This is a genomic window from Mycobacterium mantenii, assembly GCF_010731775.1.
GTDB classification, from domain to species: Bacteria; Actinomycetota; Actinomycetes; order Mycobacteriales; family Mycobacteriaceae; genus Mycobacterium; species Mycobacterium mantenii.
Genome location: NZ_AP022590.1, coordinates 4,778,734 through 4,795,039, shown reverse-complemented (window position 1 = coordinate 4,795,039; position 16,306 = coordinate 4,778,734). Strand labels below are relative to the sequence as shown.

The 16,306-nt window shown below is 67.3% G+C and carries 13 protein-coding genes and 1 pseudogene; 9 read left to right on the top strand and 5 right to left on the bottom strand.

All coding sequences use genetic code 11. From position 1 onward, the window contains the following. Position 1: 1 nt before the first annotated feature. The 5 genes from G6N50_RS21840 to rraA all read left to right on the top strand — a co-directional run bounded on the left by G6N50_RS21840 (position 2) and on the right by rraA (position 2,920). Positions 2 to 658, top strand: a complete 657-nt coding sequence (locus G6N50_RS21840; RefSeq protein WP_083100005.1) for a DUF6474 family protein — start codon at positions 2 to 4, stop codon at positions 656 to 658. A gap of 26 nt (positions 659 to 684) precedes the next feature. Next, a complete protein-coding gene (locus G6N50_RS21835; protein ID WP_083100003.1) occupies positions 685 to 1,347 on the top strand; it encodes a YcnI family protein in 663 nt (220 codons plus the stop codon). Then, complete coding sequence (locus tag G6N50_RS21830) at positions 1,344 to 1,844, top strand: copper resistance CopC family protein (protein ID WP_083100002.1); 501 nt, start codon at positions 1,344 to 1,346, stop codon at positions 1,842 to 1,844. The genes G6N50_RS21835 and G6N50_RS21830 overlap by 4 nt, the downstream gene beginning before the upstream one ends. Positions 1,845 to 1,957: 113 nt before the next feature. After that, complete coding sequence (locus G6N50_RS21825) at positions 1,958 to 2,413, top strand: Rv3852 family protein (RefSeq protein ID WP_083100000.1); 456 nt, start codon at positions 1,958 to 1,960, stop codon at positions 2,411 to 2,413. A 12-nt stretch (positions 2,414 to 2,425) separates the two neighbouring features. Then, entirely contained in the window at positions 2,426 to 2,920 is a 495-nt protein-coding gene (gene rraA / locus G6N50_RS21820) for a ribonuclease E activity regulator RraA (protein ID WP_083099998.1), read from the top strand. Between the two features lie 4 nt (positions 2,921 to 2,924). Here rraA and G6N50_RS21815 read toward each other — a convergent pair whose 3' ends face one another. After that, positions 2,925 to 4,394, bottom strand: coding sequence for a flavin-containing monooxygenase (locus tag G6N50_RS21815; protein WP_083099996.1), 1,470 nt, complete (start codon positions 4,392 to 4,394; stop codon positions 2,925 to 2,927). 77 nt (positions 4,395 to 4,471) lie between these two features. Here G6N50_RS21815 and G6N50_RS21810 point away from each other — a divergent pair, with 77 nt between their 5' ends. The 3 genes and pseudogenes from G6N50_RS21810 to G6N50_RS21800 all read left to right on the top strand — a co-directional run bounded on the left by G6N50_RS21810 (position 4,472) and on the right by G6N50_RS21800 (position 7,255). Continuing rightward, positions 4,472 to 5,110, top strand: a complete 639-nt coding sequence (locus G6N50_RS21810; RefSeq protein ID WP_083099994.1) for a TetR/AcrR family transcriptional regulator — start codon at positions 4,472 to 4,474, stop codon at positions 5,108 to 5,110. A gap of 30 nt (positions 5,111 to 5,140) precedes the next feature. After that, entirely contained in the window at positions 5,141 to 6,346 is a 1,206-nt protein-coding gene (gene dinB / locus G6N50_RS21805; protein ID WP_083099992.1) for a DNA polymerase IV, read from the top strand. Between the two features lie 150 nt (positions 6,347 to 6,496). Beyond that, positions 6,497 to 7,255, top strand: a pseudogene (locus G6N50_RS21800) (YoaK family protein). A gap of 8 nt (positions 7,256 to 7,263) precedes the next feature. Here G6N50_RS21800 and G6N50_RS21795 read toward each other — a convergent pair. Further along, on the bottom strand, positions 7,264 to 8,271 hold the full coding sequence (locus G6N50_RS21795; protein ID WP_083099990.1) for a PHP domain-containing protein: 1,008 nt from the start codon (positions 8,269 to 8,271) through the stop codon (positions 7,264 to 7,266). A 76-nt stretch (positions 8,272 to 8,347) separates the two neighbouring features. After that, positions 8,348 to 8,782 (bottom strand): hypothetical protein, encoded by a 435-nt coding sequence (locus tag G6N50_RS21790; RefSeq protein ID WP_083099989.1) that lies wholly within the window; start codon positions 8,780 to 8,782, stop codon positions 8,348 to 8,350. Between the two features lie 50 nt (positions 8,783 to 8,832). Here G6N50_RS21790 and G6N50_RS21785 point away from each other — a divergent pair, with 50 nt between their 5' ends. Further along, a complete protein-coding gene (locus G6N50_RS21785; protein ID WP_083099987.1) occupies positions 8,833 to 9,684 on the top strand; it encodes an LLM class F420-dependent oxidoreductase in 852 nt (283 codons plus the stop codon). A gap of 393 nt (positions 9,685 to 10,077) precedes the next feature. On the opposite strand, the gene G6N50_RS21775 is transcribed toward G6N50_RS21785, so the two are convergent. Together G6N50_RS21775 and gltB are read right to left on the bottom strand one after the other, a co-directional pair. Next, positions 10,078 to 11,544 carry a glutamate synthase subunit beta gene (locus tag G6N50_RS21775; protein ID WP_083099986.1) on the bottom strand — a complete coding sequence of 489 codons (1,467 nt, stop codon included), beginning with the start codon at positions 11,542 to 11,544 and terminating at the stop codon, positions 10,078 to 10,080. Then, positions 11,537 to 16,120 carry a glutamate synthase large subunit gene (gene gltB, locus G6N50_RS21770; protein WP_083100006.1) on the bottom strand — a complete coding sequence of 1,528 codons (4,584 nt, stop codon included), beginning with the start codon at positions 16,118 to 16,120 and terminating at the stop codon, positions 11,537 to 11,539. Before gltB ends, G6N50_RS21775 begins: the two co-directional genes overlap by 8 nt. Positions 16,121 to 16,306 lie beyond the last annotated feature (186 nt).

Sequence of the window (16,306 nt, the reverse complement as noted above, 5' to 3'; positions counted from 1 at the left end):
AATGGGCTTGTTCCGCAAGCGAAAGAGCCGCGCGACGCGTCGCGCGGAAGCCCGCGCGATCAAGGCCCGCGCGAAGCTCGAGGCCAAACTGGCGGCGAAGAACGAGGTTCGCCGTGCCAAATCCGCACAACGGGCGGAGGCCAGGGCACTGCGAGCGCAGATCAAGGCGCAACGAGACAGCGACCGTAACGCGCTGAAGGTCGCCGAGGCCGAACTCAAAGCCGCGCGGGAGGGCAAGATCTTCTCGCCGACACGGATTCGCCGGGTGCTGACGGTGTCTCGGCTGCTCGCACCGATCCTCACCCCGCTCATCTACCGGGCGGCCGTCGCGGCCCGCGCGCTGGTCGATCAGCGTCGCGCGGATCAGCTCGGCATTCCACTGGCTCAGATCGGTCAGTTCTCCGGTCACGGCGCCCAGTTGTCGGCCCGCATCGCCGGCGCGGAAAAGTCGCTGCGAATGGTGCAGGACAAGAAGCCCAAGGACGCCGAGACCAAGCAGTTCGTGTCCGCCATCGCCGAACGGCTCACCGATCTGTCGGCGGCGGTCACCGCCGCGGAGAACATGCCGGCCGCGCGACGCCGGGCGGCGCACGCCGCGATCTCGTCGCAGCTCGACGGGATCGAGGCGGACCTGATGGCCCGCCTCGGGCTGAGCTGACCGCCACGGAAGGCAGCGCACCCGGCATGGCAATCATCGGCAGGTGGATCTCACGCATCGTGATCGCGGTGACCGCGGCCGTCGCCCTGTACCTCGGAGCCGCGGCCCACACCCCCGCCGCGTGGGCACACGTGCATGCCAGCAGCGACAACGCCGTGCGCGGGGCCATGGCGATCGTCACGTTCCAGGTGCCCAACGAATCGAACACGGGTGCGCTCACCACCGCGCTGACGATCACGCTGCCCAACGTGGCGTCCGCGCGCACCGAGAGCATGCCGGGCTGGACGGCCAGGCTCGACCGTGACGCGGCGTCGGGCACCGTGCGCTCGGTCACGTGGACGGCCGCCCTCACCGGCGGAATCGGGGCGGATCAATTCGCACTGTTCCGGCTTTCGGTGAAGCTGCCCGACACCGATACCGTCAGCTTCCCGGCCGCGCAGACCTACTCCGACGGGACGGTGGTGCACTGGGATCAGCCCCCGCGGCCCGACGGGAGCGAGCCGGAGCACCCGCTACCCATGCTCACCCTTGCCGGCGGGCCGGCGGGCCCACACCAACACCACGGCTCACCCAACTCCGCGCCCGCGCGGCCGGGTGCCGCCGACAACACCGCGCGGCTGCTGGGCGGCGGCGCTCTGGTGCTGGCCGCTGCGGGCGTCGCGTTTGCACTGATCCGCCGGCGGGCATGAAGCGCCTGGCGGTTGGCGTGTGCGCCGGCGTCATGCTCGTGATCGCCACACTGGTCGCGCCGGCCGCGTCGGCGCACGCCACCCGCGTATCCACCGATCCCGCGGCCGATGCGGCGCTGGCGAGCGGTCCGCAGCGGGTGAGCGCCACCTTCAACGAGCAGCTGCAAACCTCGTTCGCGGCCATGACCGTGATCGGGCCCGACGGCAACGTGTGGTCCACCGGAGAACCGACCGTGCAGGGCGCGGCGGTCGGCATCGCCCTACGCGCGCTGGGGCCGGCCGGGACGTACACGGTGAACTACCGGGTGACGTCCGCCGATGGCCACGTGGTGTCCGGATCCTGGTCGTTTCGGCTCACGGTGCCCGGCACCGGCACGCCCGGACCACCCGCGGCGCGCCCCGACGGCGGCGGCGCGCTGCCGGTCTGGCCATTCATAGCGGTCGCGGTGGCGGTCGTCGCGGGGGGCGCATGGCGGGCGGCGCGGGGCCGCCGCTGAGAACGGTGGGCGGCGACCGGTGACCGAGGGGCCGCGAAGCGTCCTGGCATGATGGGACCTTGAACCCGGTGAGCCAGGGGAATCACGACAGAGGAAGCTCAAGGAGCGGCCGCATGGCAGACCCGCAGGACCCAACCAACAGCGCACCCGACGGCGCCGGCACTCCGCCGGAGAAGAAGCCGCCCGCCAAGGCAGCGAAAAAGACCGCGAAAGCGCCGGCCAAAAAGGCACCTGCGAAAAAGGCGCCCGCTAAAAAAGCACCCGCCAAGAAGGCACCCGCCAAAAAGCTGCCGGCGAAGAACGCCGAACCCGCGCCGCCCAAGCCGCCCGAGCGGCCCGCCGAGCAACCGCCGCTGGACGTGCAGCAGCGGGCAGAAAGCAACGGCGACCTCACCGCCGCCGCCAAAGACGCTGCCGCGCAAGCGAAGTCCACCGTGGAGGCGGCCAACAACCCCGTCTCCCCCGAGATCGCAGCCTCCGCGGCGGGTCAGTTTCCGTTGCCGCTGATTGTTGCCCTAGCCGTCAGCCTGCTGGCCATCCTGCTCATTCGCCAGCTGCGTCGCCGCTGAGCCGCCGGGTACATGTCAGAAGTAACCGTGTCATTCCGGCCGACGGCCGACCTCGTAGACAGCATCGGTCCCGACGTACGCAGCTGCGACGTGCAATTCCGCCAGATGGGCGGTCGGGCCGAATTCGCCGGGCCGATCAGCACCGTGCGGTGTTTTCAGGACAACGCGCTGCTCAAATCGGTGCTGTCGGAGCCGGGCCGGGGCGGGGTATTGGTCATCGATGGCGACGGCTCCCTGCACACCGCGCTGGTCGGCGACGTCATCGCCGAGTTGGCCCGGTCCAACGGCTGGGCGGGTCTCATCGTCAACGGCGCGGTGCGCGATTCCGCCACGTTGCGGGGCATGGACATCGGCATCAAGGCGTTGGGCACCAACCCCCGCAAGAGCACCAAGACCGGCGCCGGCGAGCGCGACGTCGAGGTCACCCTGGGCGGGGTGACATTCGTGCCGGGCCAGATCGCCTACAGCGACGACGACGGGATCGTCGTCGTCGCCGCAGGAGAGTAATCCACTAAACCCCCACGGGGGCGCGCTTTTTCGCGAACTTCAAGCCGTCTTCGTCGACCTTGCCGCGCCGGATCGTGCGCATGTCGAGGAAGTAGTTCTGCTTGAGCCGCCACGGCGCCCGGGACCCCGACTTGGGCAGCAGGTGCATCGAACGCCGGAAGTAGCCCGGAGTGAAGTCCATGAACGGCAGCTCGTCGACGTCGTTGCCGGGATGCTGCGGCTCCACGAAGTCAAAACCGTTGGCGTCCATATAGTTCAGCACGCGGCAGACGAATTCGGAGACCAGGTCGGCCTTCAGCGTCCAGGACGCGTTCGTGTAGCCGAAAGTGATGGCGAAGTTCGGCACACCGGAGAACATCAGGCCCTTGTAGGTCATCAACGAGGTCAGGTCGATGTCCTCGCCGTTGCGGGTGGGCTTCACGCCACCCAACAACTGCATGTTCAATCCCGTTGCGGTGACGATGATGTCGGCCGTCAACTCTTCACCCGAGGTGAGCTTGATGCCGGTCTCGGTGAACCGCTCGATGGTGTCGGTGACGACGTCGGCCTTGCCGTGCCGGATGGTCCGGAAGAAGTCGCCGTCGGGCGCCAGGCACAGCCGCTCGTCCCAGACGTTGTAGCGCGGGCCGAAGTGCTTTTCGACGTCGTAGCCCTCCGGCAGGCGCCGCTGCGCCATCGTCATCAAGGTCTTGCGCATGTAGGCCGGGGCCTTGCGGGACAGCTGGTATTGGAAGGTGCTGAACGCGATGGCTTTCCAGCGGTTGGCCATGTGGGCGAGGCGGTCGGGCAGCAGCCGGTTGGCCTTCTCGGCAAAGGGATCGACGCCGGGCAGCGAGCCGATGTAGGTCGGCGAGCGCTGCAGCATGGTCACGTGGCCCGCGCCCGAGTTCACCAGGGCGGGAATCAGGGTGATCGCGGTGGCACCGGATCCGATGACGACGATTCGCTTGCCCGCGTAGTCGAGGTCCTCGGGCCAGTGCTGCGGATGGACGATGGTGCCCCCGAAGTCGTCCGAGCCCGGGAAGGTCGGCGAGAAGCCCTCGTCGTAGTTGTAGTAGCCGGTGCAGGCGAACAGGAACGAGCACGTCATCTCGCTCTGCAGGCCGTCGTTCTCGACGATCAGGTTCCAGCGGTTGTCGGTGTCGGACCAGTCGGCGGCCACCACCCGGTTGCGGTAGCGGATCTTCGGCTCGATCCGGTTCTCGACCGCGGTCTCCTTGATGTATGCCTTGATCGAAGCGCCGTCGGCGATCGACTTCGCCGAGCGCCAGGGCTTGAACCGGAAGCCCAGGGTGAACATGTCCGAGTCCGACCGGATGCCCGGGTACTTGAACAGGTCCCAGGTTCCGCCCAGGTCAGCACGGCGTTCCAGGATGGCGTAGCTCTTCGTCGGGCAGCGGTCCTGCAGGTGCCAGGCCGCGCTGATGCCGGAGATACCGGCGCCGACGATGAGGACGTCAAGGTGCTCAGTCATGGGCCCAACGTTATCAACGCGGTGTTGAACCAGTCAACACCGTGTCGAAACTTTCAACAACGTGTAAAGTAGCGGCCGTGTCTACCCTCGGTTCCGCCCACACCCATCGGGGCAGGCGTTCGGCGCGCCCGTCCGGCGACGATCGCGAACTGGCCATCCTGGCCACCGCGGAACAGCTGCTGCGCGAACGTCCGCTCGCCGACATCTCCGTCGACGACCTGGCCAAGGGGGCCGGCCTGTCCCGACCGACGTTCTACTTCTATTTCCCGTCCAAGGACGCGGTGCTGCTCACCCTGTTCGAGCGCGTGATCGTGGAGGCCGACTCCGCACTGGAGGCCATGGTCGCCGACCCGCCCGCCGACCTGAAAACGTTGTGGCGCATCGGGATCAACGTGTTCGTCGAGACGTTCGGCGCACATCGCGCGGTGTCACTGGCCGCCGACGCCGCGCGCACCAACAAGGACGTCGATGTCCTGTGGTCGCGGTTCATGCAGAAATGGGTCGACCACACCACCACCGTAATCGAGGCCGAACGCGCCCGCGGCGCCGCGCCGGTGACACTGCCGGCCCGCAACCTGTCCGCGGCGCTGAACCTGCTCAACGAGAAGGTCATGCTCAGCTCGTTCGCCGACGGGCGACCGTCGGTGCCCAGCGAGCATTTGCTCGACACGCTGGTGCACATCTGGGTCAGCAGCGTCTACGGCGACTCCTGCTGAACCCGGCCTGTCGGCCCCCTATGCGAACATATGTTCGTGCGGAGCGATGCGTCCATCCTGCACGCGGACCTCGATTCCTTCTACGCGTCCGTCGAACAGCGCGACGACCCGACGTTGCGCGGCCGCCCGGTGATCGTGGGCGGCGGCGTGGTGCTGGCCGCAAGCTACGAGGCCAAGGCTTACGGCGTGCGCACGGCCATGGGCGGCTCGCAGGCGCGACGGCTGTGTCCGCACGCCGTCGTGGTGCCCCCGCGAATGAGCGCGTATTCGCGCGCCAGTGAGGCCGTCTTCGAGGTGTTCCGGGACTGCTCCCCGATCGTCGAGGCGCTGTCGGTGGACGAGGCCTTCCTCGACGTCGGCGGGCTGCGCCGGGTCAGCGGCACGCCGGTGGCGATCGCCGAGCGACTGCGCGCGGACGTGCGAGACCGCGTCGGGCTGCCGATCACCGTCGGCGTCGCCCGGACGAAGTTCCTTGCCAAGGTGGCCAGCCAGGAGGCCAAGCCCGACGGACTGCTGCTGGTGCCGCCCGATCAGGAGCTCACCTTCCTGCGGCCGCTGCCGGTGCGCCGGCTCTGGGGCGTGGGCGCGGTGACCGCCGAGAAGCTGCGCGCGCACGGCGTCGTGACCGTCGCCGACGTCGCCGAGCTCAGCGAGTCGGCACTGGGCTCCATGGTGGGCGGGGCGATGGGCCGCCAGCTGTACGCGCTGTCCCGCAACATCGACCGCCGCCGGGTGACCACCGGCGTCCGTCGCCGCTCCGTCGGCGCTCAGCGGGCGCTGGGGCGCGCCGGAAACACCATGTCGGCCAACGAGATCGACGCCGTGGTGATCAACCTGATCGACCGCATCACCGCGCGCATGCGCGCGGCCGGGCGCACCGGTCGCACGGTCGTGCTGCGGCTGCGCTTCGACGATTTCACCCGGGCAACCCGATCGCATACGTTGCCGTGGGCCACGTCCTCAACGGCGCCGCTGCTGGCCGCCGCCCGCCAACTGGTCGCCGCGGCGACGCCGCTCATCGCCCAGCGCGGCCTGACGTTGGTCGGCTTCGCTGTGTCGGGCATCGACCGCAGCGGCTCCCAGCAACTGATGCTGCCGTTCGCCGACGACGAGAACCGGCTCGCGATCGACGCGGCGATCGACCGGGTGCGGGATCGGTATGGCAAATCCGCCCTGACATCCGCGGTTTTGGTCGGCCGCGACCTGGGTACAGGAATGCCGCACCTTCCAGACTGAACGGCTTACGAAAATCCGCCAAAACGATTCCGCCGCAGGAATTTTCGATGATTTGAGGTTGATTTGAAATCGTCTGCGGCCGCGGCTTGTCCGGCGGCCCGCTTGTAGCGGTGGCGAAAAACCGACCTCGAAAGCGAGTGATTGAACACGATGCCGCCACCGGACAAAGCCCGCGAAAGCGGCCCGCCGCGCGAGGGCGTCCTGCTCGGTTATAGCGCGGCACTCGCCCTTTCCGCGGGCTTCGTCAACGCGGTGGCGCTCCTGATCCTGGCGTTGCCCGTCGGCAACCTGACCGCGATCACCACCAGCTGGGCATGAACACAGCCAACCCGTGGCTCTACGAAGGCCCACGTGCTCGGCGCGATTTTTCTGGGCTTCCTGACCGGAGCGAGCGTAGCCGGGTTGATTCTCGCGCCCACCCAGGTTCTCGCGGGCCCCCGCCACGCCGCCGTGCTGTTCCTGGAGTCAGCGCTGCTCGTGCTGGCCGCCGCCGGGGTCGAGGAAACCATCGTCAAGGCGCAGATCCACGCCCTGGGAATCGAGCAAACCGCGGTACAGGCTCTGTTCGCCGCGGCAGCGCTCGGTCTGCAGAACGGGATGACCTCCAGCTTCCGCGGAATGGCGATCCGGACCACCCACTTCACCGGGACGGTCACCGACCTCGGACTGATGCTCGGCCGCAGCCGGCTACACGGGATCAAGAAGTGGAATGCCGCGATTCTGGCGACGACGCTCCTGCTGTCCCTCGGAGGCGGGATAGCCGGGATCGTGTTCGGCGCTGAATTGGGCGGTTACGCGTTGCTCGTTCCGGCCGCCACCTGCGCGGCCGTCGCCGGCGCCAACCTGGTGTGGACGACTGGCCGCAGCGGCGAACCGGTTCCCGAACGCGCGGAAACGGTGCAGGTCTGAGCAGCGCCTCAGTTGGCGCCGGCCCACTCCAGCAGTCGCTCGGCCGGCCAGGTGTTCACAATCCGCTCGACGGGAACGCCCGCGTCCAGTGCGCGCTGGGCGCCATAGCCGAGAAAATCGAGCTGGCCGGGCGCGTGCGCGTCGGTGTCGATGGTGAACACGCACCCGATCTCCAGCGCCAGATTCAGCAGCCGGCTCGGCGGATCGCGCCGCTCGGGCCGCGAGTTGATCTCCACCGCGGTGCCGTGGTCGCGGCATGCGGTGAACACCGCCTCGGCGTCGAACTTGGATTCCGGCCGGATGCCGCGATTCCCGGACACCAGCCGGCCGGTGCAGTGACCCAGCACGTCGGCGTGCGGGTTGGCCACCGCACGCAGCATGCGCCGGGTCATCGCGGCGGCGTCCATCGACAACTTGGAATGCACGCTGGCCACCACCACGTCGAGGCGTTCCAGCAGCTCGGGCTCCTGATCCAGGCTGCCGTCGTCGAGGATGTCGACCTCGATCCCGGTCAGGATGCGCATCGGCGCGAACTTCTCTTGGAGGCCCTCGATCACGTCGAGCTGCTTGCGTAACCGCTCCGGCGACAGACCGCTGGCGATGGTCAGCCGCGGCGAATGGTCGGTCAGCGCGCAGTATTCGTGGCCCAGCGCCGCGGCGGAGGCCATCATCTCCTCGATCGGTGCCGAGCCGTCGGACCAGTTGGAGTGCAGGTGCAGATCGCCGCGTAGCGCCGCACGGATGTCACCGCCGCCGAGATCTTCTGCGGTGGAACGCAAATCGACCAGCAGGTCGGGTTCTCGACCTGACCACGCCTGGTCGATGACCTTGGCGGTCTTGGGGCCGATCCCCGGCAGCGTCTGCCAGCTGTTGGCCTGGCCGTGCCGCTCCCGAGCCGCGTCGTCGAGGGCTTCGATGATGTCGGCCGCGTTGCGATAGGCCATCACGCGTCTGGGATCGTGGCGGCTGCGGTCCTTGAAGTAGGCGATCTGCCGTAATGCCGCTACCGGATCCATGGCTCCAGTGTGCCCGCTCGGTGACTGCAAGCGCGGCGAAGCCGGGCGCTGGAGGTCACCGCCAGACCTCCGCGCATCACCACAGTTGGCCGGCGACGAATCCGGCGAGCAGCACGCTGAACCCGCCGATCTCGCCGGCGATCAGCAACGCCATCGCCAGCGCGGTTCGCCCGTCGGCGTTTTCGAATTGGTTGACGGTGTCGCGCCGCGCGCCGTGGCTGATGTAGGCGAGGATGGCGGCGACGAAGAAGAAGACGACCACGCCCGCCGCGGTCAGGTTCACCCATACCGGCCAGGCGCTGAGCTGCACGAAGACCGCGAGCAGCAGCGTCGCGAACGAATACAGCAGCGCCGCGCGGTGCGCGATGTCGACGTAGGGATGGGCGAGGTGGGTCTCCGAGACCATCATCTCGCGGTATTTCCACACACCCAGGACGAGCGCGAGCAGGAAGATCAGGCCCGCCGCCAGCAGGGTGATCTTGGTGTCTATTCCGAGGGAGCCACAAGTCATCGCGGCTTGAGTTTAGTTGCCCTTCATAAACACCGGTTAACGTCGGGGGCATGCGATTCGCGTTCAAGACTCCTCCGCAAAACACCACCTGGATTCAGATGCTCGCCGTCTGGCAAGCGGCCGACGACATCGAGGTCTACGAATCCGGGTGGACGTTCGACCACTTCTACCCGATCTTTTCCGACAGCAGCGGGCCCTGCCTGGAGGGCTGGACGACGCTGACCGCACTTGCGCAGGCCACCAAGCGGCTGCGGGTGGGCACCCTGGTCACCGGGATCCACTACCGCCACCCCGCGGTGCTGGCCAACATGGCGGCCGCCCTCGACATCATCTCGAACGGACGGCTCGAGCTGGGCATCGGCGCCGGCTGGAACGAGGAGGAGTCCGGCGCCTACGGCATCGAGCTGGGCAGCATCAAGGAACGCTTCGACCGCTTCGAGGAGGCCTGCGAGGTGCTGACCAGCCTGCTCAGCCAGGAGACCACCGACTTCGACGGTAAGTTCTACCAACTCAAGGGGGCGCGCAACGAGCCCAAGGGCCCGCAGCGGCCGCACCCGCCCATCTGCATCGGCGGCAGCGGCGAGAAGCGCACACTGCGGATCACCGCTCGCTACGCCCAGCACTGGAATTTCGTGGGCGGTCCGCCCGACGTCTTCGCCCACAAGCGTGACGTCCTGGCCTCGCACTGCGCGGACATCGGCCGCGATCCCAAGGAGATCACGCTCTCGGCGCACTTGCGCCTGGAGCCGGACCTCAACTATGGGAAAGTCATCGAGGACGCCGCCAAGCTGGCCGCCGAGGGCTTGGATCTGGGCATCGTCTACGTTCCCCCGCCGCACGACCCGGCCGTGCTCGAGCCGCTCGCCGAGGCGATCCGCGACTCGGGTCTATGGACGCGGTGACGCCGTTTTCACGGCGCATTCGGCGTTGCCCGGCGAAAACCCGCCGGGTGCACCCTGAGCAAACCCGCAGTGCCCGTACGGGGACGCCGAACGGGCGATCACGCACCAAACAGCAGCAAATCCTGAGCGGTCACCAGACGCTCGTGCTTGGCGGGAAACTCACGACTTTTCACCGGGTGGCGCAACCATGACCAGGCGATTCGCCCCATCCGTGACTGGGGTAATGGGTGGATATGCACAAGAATCTCTCCTGCGATCGGTCTGTCCAACCGTTGAACCGGTATGACCCCCATGTGAGCGGGCTCACAACGAGCTATTAGACACCCGCCGTCTGGCAAACAGAGGCAGACTCGCCGAGCGAAGTCGGTCGTGTTTCTGGTGTGACTGGTGTTACTACTGAAGCGGTACCGCGGTGGGCTTGACCGGCGCCGGCAGCGCGGTCGATCCCATCAGGAACCGGTCCGCCGCGGCCGCGGCGGCCCTGCCCTCAGCTATCGCCCAGACGATCAGCGACTGACCACGACCCATGTCACCGGCGACGAAGACGCCCGGAACCGAGGTGTCGAAATCGGCGCCGCGGGCGACGTTGCCGCGCTCGGTGAATTTCACCCCGAGGTCGGTGAGCAGGCCCTCCTTCTCGGGGCCGACGAATCCCATCGCCAGCAACACCAAGTCCGCCTCGAGTTCGAACTCCGAACCCTCCACCTTGACGAACTTGCCGTCTTCCATGGCCACCTCGTGCGCCTTGAGCGCCGTCACGCGACCGTCCTCGCCGACGAATTCCTCGGTGTTGACCGAGAACACCCGCTCGCCGCCCTCTTCGTGCGCCGAGGACACCCGGTACATCAGCGGGTAGGTCGGCCACGGGGTGGACGGCGCACGCGTCTCCGGCGGACGCGGCATGATCTCGAACTGGTGGATGAGGCTCGCGCCCTGGCGGTGCGCGGTGCCCAGGCAGTCGGCGCCGGTGTCACCGCCACCGATGATGACGACCTTCTTGTCCTTGGCGGTGATCGGCGGCTGCCCGTCGGGACCCAGGACGTCATCGCCCTCCTGCACGCGGTTACCCCACGGCAGGTATTCCATCGCCTGGTGAATGCCGTCCAGTTCGCGGCCGGGGATCGGCAGGTCACGCCCCGCGGTGGCACCGCCGGCTAGCACCACGGCGTCGAAGTCGGCGCGCAATTTCTCGGCGGTGATGTCGACCCCGACGTTGACACCGGGCCGGAATTCGGTGCCCTCGGCCCGCATCTGGTCCAGCCGGCGGTTGAGGACACGCTTTTCCATCTTGAATTCGGGGATGCCGTAGCGCAGCAGCCCGCCGATGCGATCGGCCCGCTCGAAGACGGTGACGGTGTGGCCGGCGCGGGTCAACTGCTGGGCGGCGGCCAAACCCGCCGGTCCCGAACCGACCACGGCGACCTTTTTGCCGGTCCGCTTGTCCGGCGGCAACGGCTGCACCCAACCCTCGTCAAAGGCCTTGTCGATGATCTCCAGCTCGATCTGCTTGATCGTCACCGGGTCCTGATTGATGCCGAGCACACAGGCCGGCTCACAGGGCGCCGGGCACAGCCGCCCGGTGAAGTCCGGGAAGTTGTTGGTGGCGTGCAGCCGTTCGATGGCGTCGCGCCACCGGTCCCTGCGCACCAGGTCGTTCCACTCCGGGATCAGGTTGCCCAGCGGACAACCATTGTGGCAGAACGGAATACCGCAGTCCATGCAACGGGTCGCCTGCTCGCGCAGGGTTTCATTGTCGAATTCCTCGTAGACCTCCTGCCAGTCGCGCAACCGCAGCGGGACAGGCCGACGCTTCGGCAATTCCCGATGCGTGTATTTCAGGAAGCCGCTCGGATCAGCCATGCGCGGCCGCCATGATCGCCTTGTCGACATCCGCGCCGTCGCGTTCTGCTTCGGCGATGGCCTGCAGTACCCGCTTGTAGTCCTGCGGCATCACCTTGGCGAAATGCCACCGTTGTTGCTGCCAGTCATCCAGAATGCGCTGGCCGACAGCGGAATCGGTGGCATCGACGTGTGCCTGAATCATGCCGTGCAACCACTCGTAGTCATCTTCATCCAAGCTCTCGAGCTCGACCATCTCCGCGTTGAGATTGTCGGGGAATTCTTCCTGCGGATCGTAAACGTAGGCCACGCCGCCGGACATGCCCGCAGCGAAGTTACGGCCGGTGCGACCGAGGACGACGACCCTGCCGCCGGTCATGTATTCGCAGCCGTGGTCCCCGACACCCTCGACGACGGCGTGTGCCCCGGAGTTACGGACCGCGAATCGTTCGCCGACGACGCCGCGCAGGTACGCCTCGCCGCTGGTCGCGCCGAACAGGATCACGTTGCCGCCGATGATGTTGTCCTCGGCGACGTAGTCCTGGGGCGCGCTGTCCGACGGCCGAACCACGATCCGGCCACCGGACAGGCCCTTACCGACGTAGTCGTTGGCGTCGCCGTAGACGCGCAGCGTGATGCCCCGCGGCACAAATGCACCGAAGCTGTTGCCCGCCGACCCGTCGAAGGTGATGTCGATCGTTCCGTCCGGCAACCCTTCAGCGCCATAGGCTTTGGTGACCTCGTGGCCGAGCATGGTGCCCACCGTGCGGTTGACGTTGCCGATGGTCGTGGAGAACCGCACCGACTTTCCGGAGTCCAGCGCCTCGCGGCTCATCACGATCAACTGCTGGTCCAGCGCCTTGTCCAGACCGTGGTCCTGGCGCGAGCTGCAGTACAGGTCCTGGTTCATGAACGCCGATTCCGGCTCGTGCAGAACCGGGGCCAGATCCAACCGGTGCGCCTTCCAGTGGGCCCGCGCCAGCGTCATATCGAGGGACTTCACCTGACCGACGGCCTCGTTGAGGGTGCGGAATCCCAACTGCGCCATGTATTCGCGGACCTCTTCGGCGATGAACATGAAGAAGTTTTCGACGAACTCGGGCTTGCCGGTGAACCGTTCGCGCAGCACCGGATTCTGGGTGGCCACCCCGACCGGGCAGGTGTCCAGGTGGCAGACCCGCATCATGATGCAGCCGGACACCACCAGCGGCGCGGTGGCGAAACCGAATTCCTCGGCACCGAGCAGCGCCGCGATCATCACGTCGCGGCCCGTCTTGAGCTGACCGTCGACTTGCACCACGATCCGGTCGCGTAATCCGTTCAGCAGCAACGTCTGCTGCGTCTCCGCCAGCCCCAGCTCCCACGGCGCCCCGGCGTGCTTCATCGAGGTCATCGGGGTCGCGCCGGTGCCGCCGTCGTGCCCGGAGATCAGCACCACGTCGGCGTGGGCCTTGGACACCCCCGCGGCCACCGTGCCGACGCCGTTCTCGGAGACCAGCTTGACGTGCACGCGCGCGGACGGGTTGGCGTTCTTCAGGTCGTGGATCAGCTGCGCCAGGTCCTCGATGGAGTAGATGTCGTGGTGCGGCGGCGGCGAAATCAGACCGACGCCGGGGGTGGAGTACCGCACCTTGGCAACCCACGGGTACACCTTGTGCCCCGGAAGCTGGCCACCCTCACCGGGTTTCGCGCCTTGGGCCATCTTGATCTGGATGTCGGTGCAGTTCGTCAGGTAGTGCGACGTGACGCCGAACCGCCCGGAGGCGACCTGTTTGATCGAGCTGCGGCGCCAATCGCCGTTGGGATCGCGCTCGAACCGCTTGACGTCTTCGCCGCCCTCACCGCTGTTGGACCGGCCGCCCAGCCGGTTCATCGCGATGGCCAGCGTCTCGTGCGCCTCGGCGGAGATCGAGCCGTAGCTCATCGCCCCGGTCGAGAATCGCTTGACGATTTCACTGGCGGGCTCGACCTCGTCCAGCGGAATCGGCGGGTTGATCCCGGCCCGGAACTTGAGCAGGCCGCGCAGGGACGCCATGCGCTCACTCTGGTCGTCGACCAGACGAGTGTAGTCCTTGAACACTTTGTACTGGCCGGTGCGCGTCGCGTGCTGCAGCTTGAAGACGGTCTCGGGGTTGAACAGGTGGTACTCGCCTTCGCGGCGCCACTGGTATTCCCCACCCACCTCGAGTTCGCGGTGGGCCCGTTCGTCCGGGCGGTCCAGGTATGCCAGGGCGTGCCGAGCGGCGACGTCGGCGGCGATGTCGTCCAGGGTGATACCGCCGATGGGACAGCTCAGCCCGGTGAAGTACTCGCTGAGGACGTCCTCGGAAATGCCGACCGCCTGGAACAACTGCGCACCGGTGTAGGACGCCAGCGTTGAAATGCCCATCTTGGACATCACTTTCAGCACGCCCTTGCCGGCGGCCTTGATGTAGTTGTTCAGCGCCGTCTTGCGATCGATGCCTTCGATGACACCGCGGTCGAGCATGTCCTCGATGGACTCGAACGCCATGTACGGGTTGATCGCCGCGGCACCGAAGCCGACCAGCGCGGCCATGTGGTGGACCTCGCGGGCATCACCGGTTTCCACCACCAGCCCGACGTGGGTCCGGGTCCGGTCGCGCACCAGGTGATGGTGCACCCCCGCGACCGCCAGCAGCGACGGAATGGGCGCCAGCTGTTCGTCGGATTCGCGGTCCGACAGGATGATCACCCGCGCGCCGTCAGCGATCGCCGCCGACGCCTGCGCGCGCACTTCCTCGAGCGCGGTAGCCAGTCCGGCGCCGCCCTCGGCGACCGGGTACAGGCAGCGAATCACCTTGGAGCGCATGCCATGCGGGCGACCATTGACCTCGTCGTCCGGGTCGAGGTTGACCAGCTTCGCCAGCTCCCGGTTACGCAGAATCGGCTGCGACAGCGCGATCTGGTGACACGAACGCTCGGTCGGTGTGAGCAGGTCGCGCTCACCACCGGTGGTGCCCTGCAGGCTGGTCACCACCTCCTCGCGGATGGCATCCAGCGGCGGGTTGGTCACCTGCGCGAAGAGTTGCTGGAAGTAGTCGTAGAGCATCCGGGGACGTTGCGAGAGCACCGCGACCGGGGTGTCGGTACCCATCGACCCGATCGGTTCGGCGCCGCTGCGCACCATCGGCGCCACCAGGAGATTGAGCTCCTCGTACGTGTAGCCAAATGTCTGCTGCCGCTTGACCAGTCGGTAGTGGGGCATCCGCTTGTAGTTGCCCTGCGGCAGATCGTCCAGCGGGACCAGATTCTTGTCCAGCCACTCCTGGTAGGGGTGCTCGGCGGCCAACTCCGCCTTGATCTCCTCATCGGCGACGATGCGACCCTGCGCGGTGTCCACCAGGAACATGCGGCCGGGTTGCAACCGCATCCTGCGGACCACCTTTGCCGGGTCCAGGTCCAGCACACCGGCCTCGGAGGCCATTACCACCAGGCCGTCTTCGGTGACCCAAATTCGCGAGGGGCGCAAGCCATTACGGTCGAGCACCGCGCCGATGATGGTTCCGTCGCTGAACGTTATCGACGCAGGGCCGTCCCACGGCTCCATCAACGAGGCGTGGTACCGGTAGAACGCCCGCCGGGCGGGGTCCATCGAGTCGTTGCGTTCCCAGGCCTCGGGGATCATCATCAGCACCGCGTGGGCCAGGCTGCGCCCGCCCAGGTGGAGCAGTTCGAGCACCTCGTCGAACCGCGCTGTGTCGGATGCCCCGGGGGTGCAGATCGGGAACAACTTCTCGACGTCGGATTCCGCGCCGAAAACGTCGGTCTTGATCAGCGCCTCGCGGGCCCGCATCCAGTTCTCGTTACCGGTGACGGTGTTGATCTCACCGTTGTGCGCGACGCGGCGGAACGGATGCGCCAGCGGCCACGACGGGAACGTGTTGGTGGAGAACCGGGAGTGCACGATACCCAGCGCGCTGGTCAGCCGATCGTCTTGCAGGTCAAGGTAAAACGCCTTGAGCTGGGGCGTGGTCAGCATGCCCTTGTAGACGAATGTCTGACCGGAAAGGCTTGGGAAATAGACGGTTTCGCGGCCGGGCCCGTCCTGGCCCGGGCCCTTGGTACCCAGTTCGTGTTCGGCGCGCTTACGCACCACGTAGGCCCGGCGCTCCAGCGTCATACCGGATGCGCCCGCCATGAACACCTGCCGGAAGGTGGGCATCGCGTCGCGGGACAAAGCGCCCAGCGACGAGTCGTCGATGGGCACGTTGCGCCAGCCCAGCACCGTCAGGCCCTCGGCTTCGGCGATCTTCTCCACTGCGGCACATGCCGTCGCGGCGTCCTTGGACGACTGCGGCAGGAACGCGATGCCGGTGGCGTAGCTGCCTTCGGGCGGCAATTCGAAGTCGACAACCTCACGCAGGAAGGCGTCCGGGACTTGAAGCATGATGCCGGCCCCGTCACCGCTGCGCGGCTCGGCGCCCTGGGCACCCCGGTGTTCGAGGTTCAGCAGCGCAGTGATTGCCTTGTCCACGATGTCGCGGCTACGACGGCCGTGCATATCGACGACCAAAGCAACCCCGCACGCGTCGTGCTCGAACGCGGGGTTGTATAACCCGACGCGCTTGGGCGTCATATGCACCTGACCCTTCACCTGAACGTTCTGCGCGGCCCTTAGCAGCGGCCCCGACGGGGTCGCACCCGCGAGGTTGCGGGCTAGAACCCCTTTCGGTCTTGTCTCGATGGGCTGTGCCCCAGGCGGAGATGATCCTGGTAGGGATGTCCGTGCAGCTCTGAACGGTGGCCTGGAACCGGTCTCGAC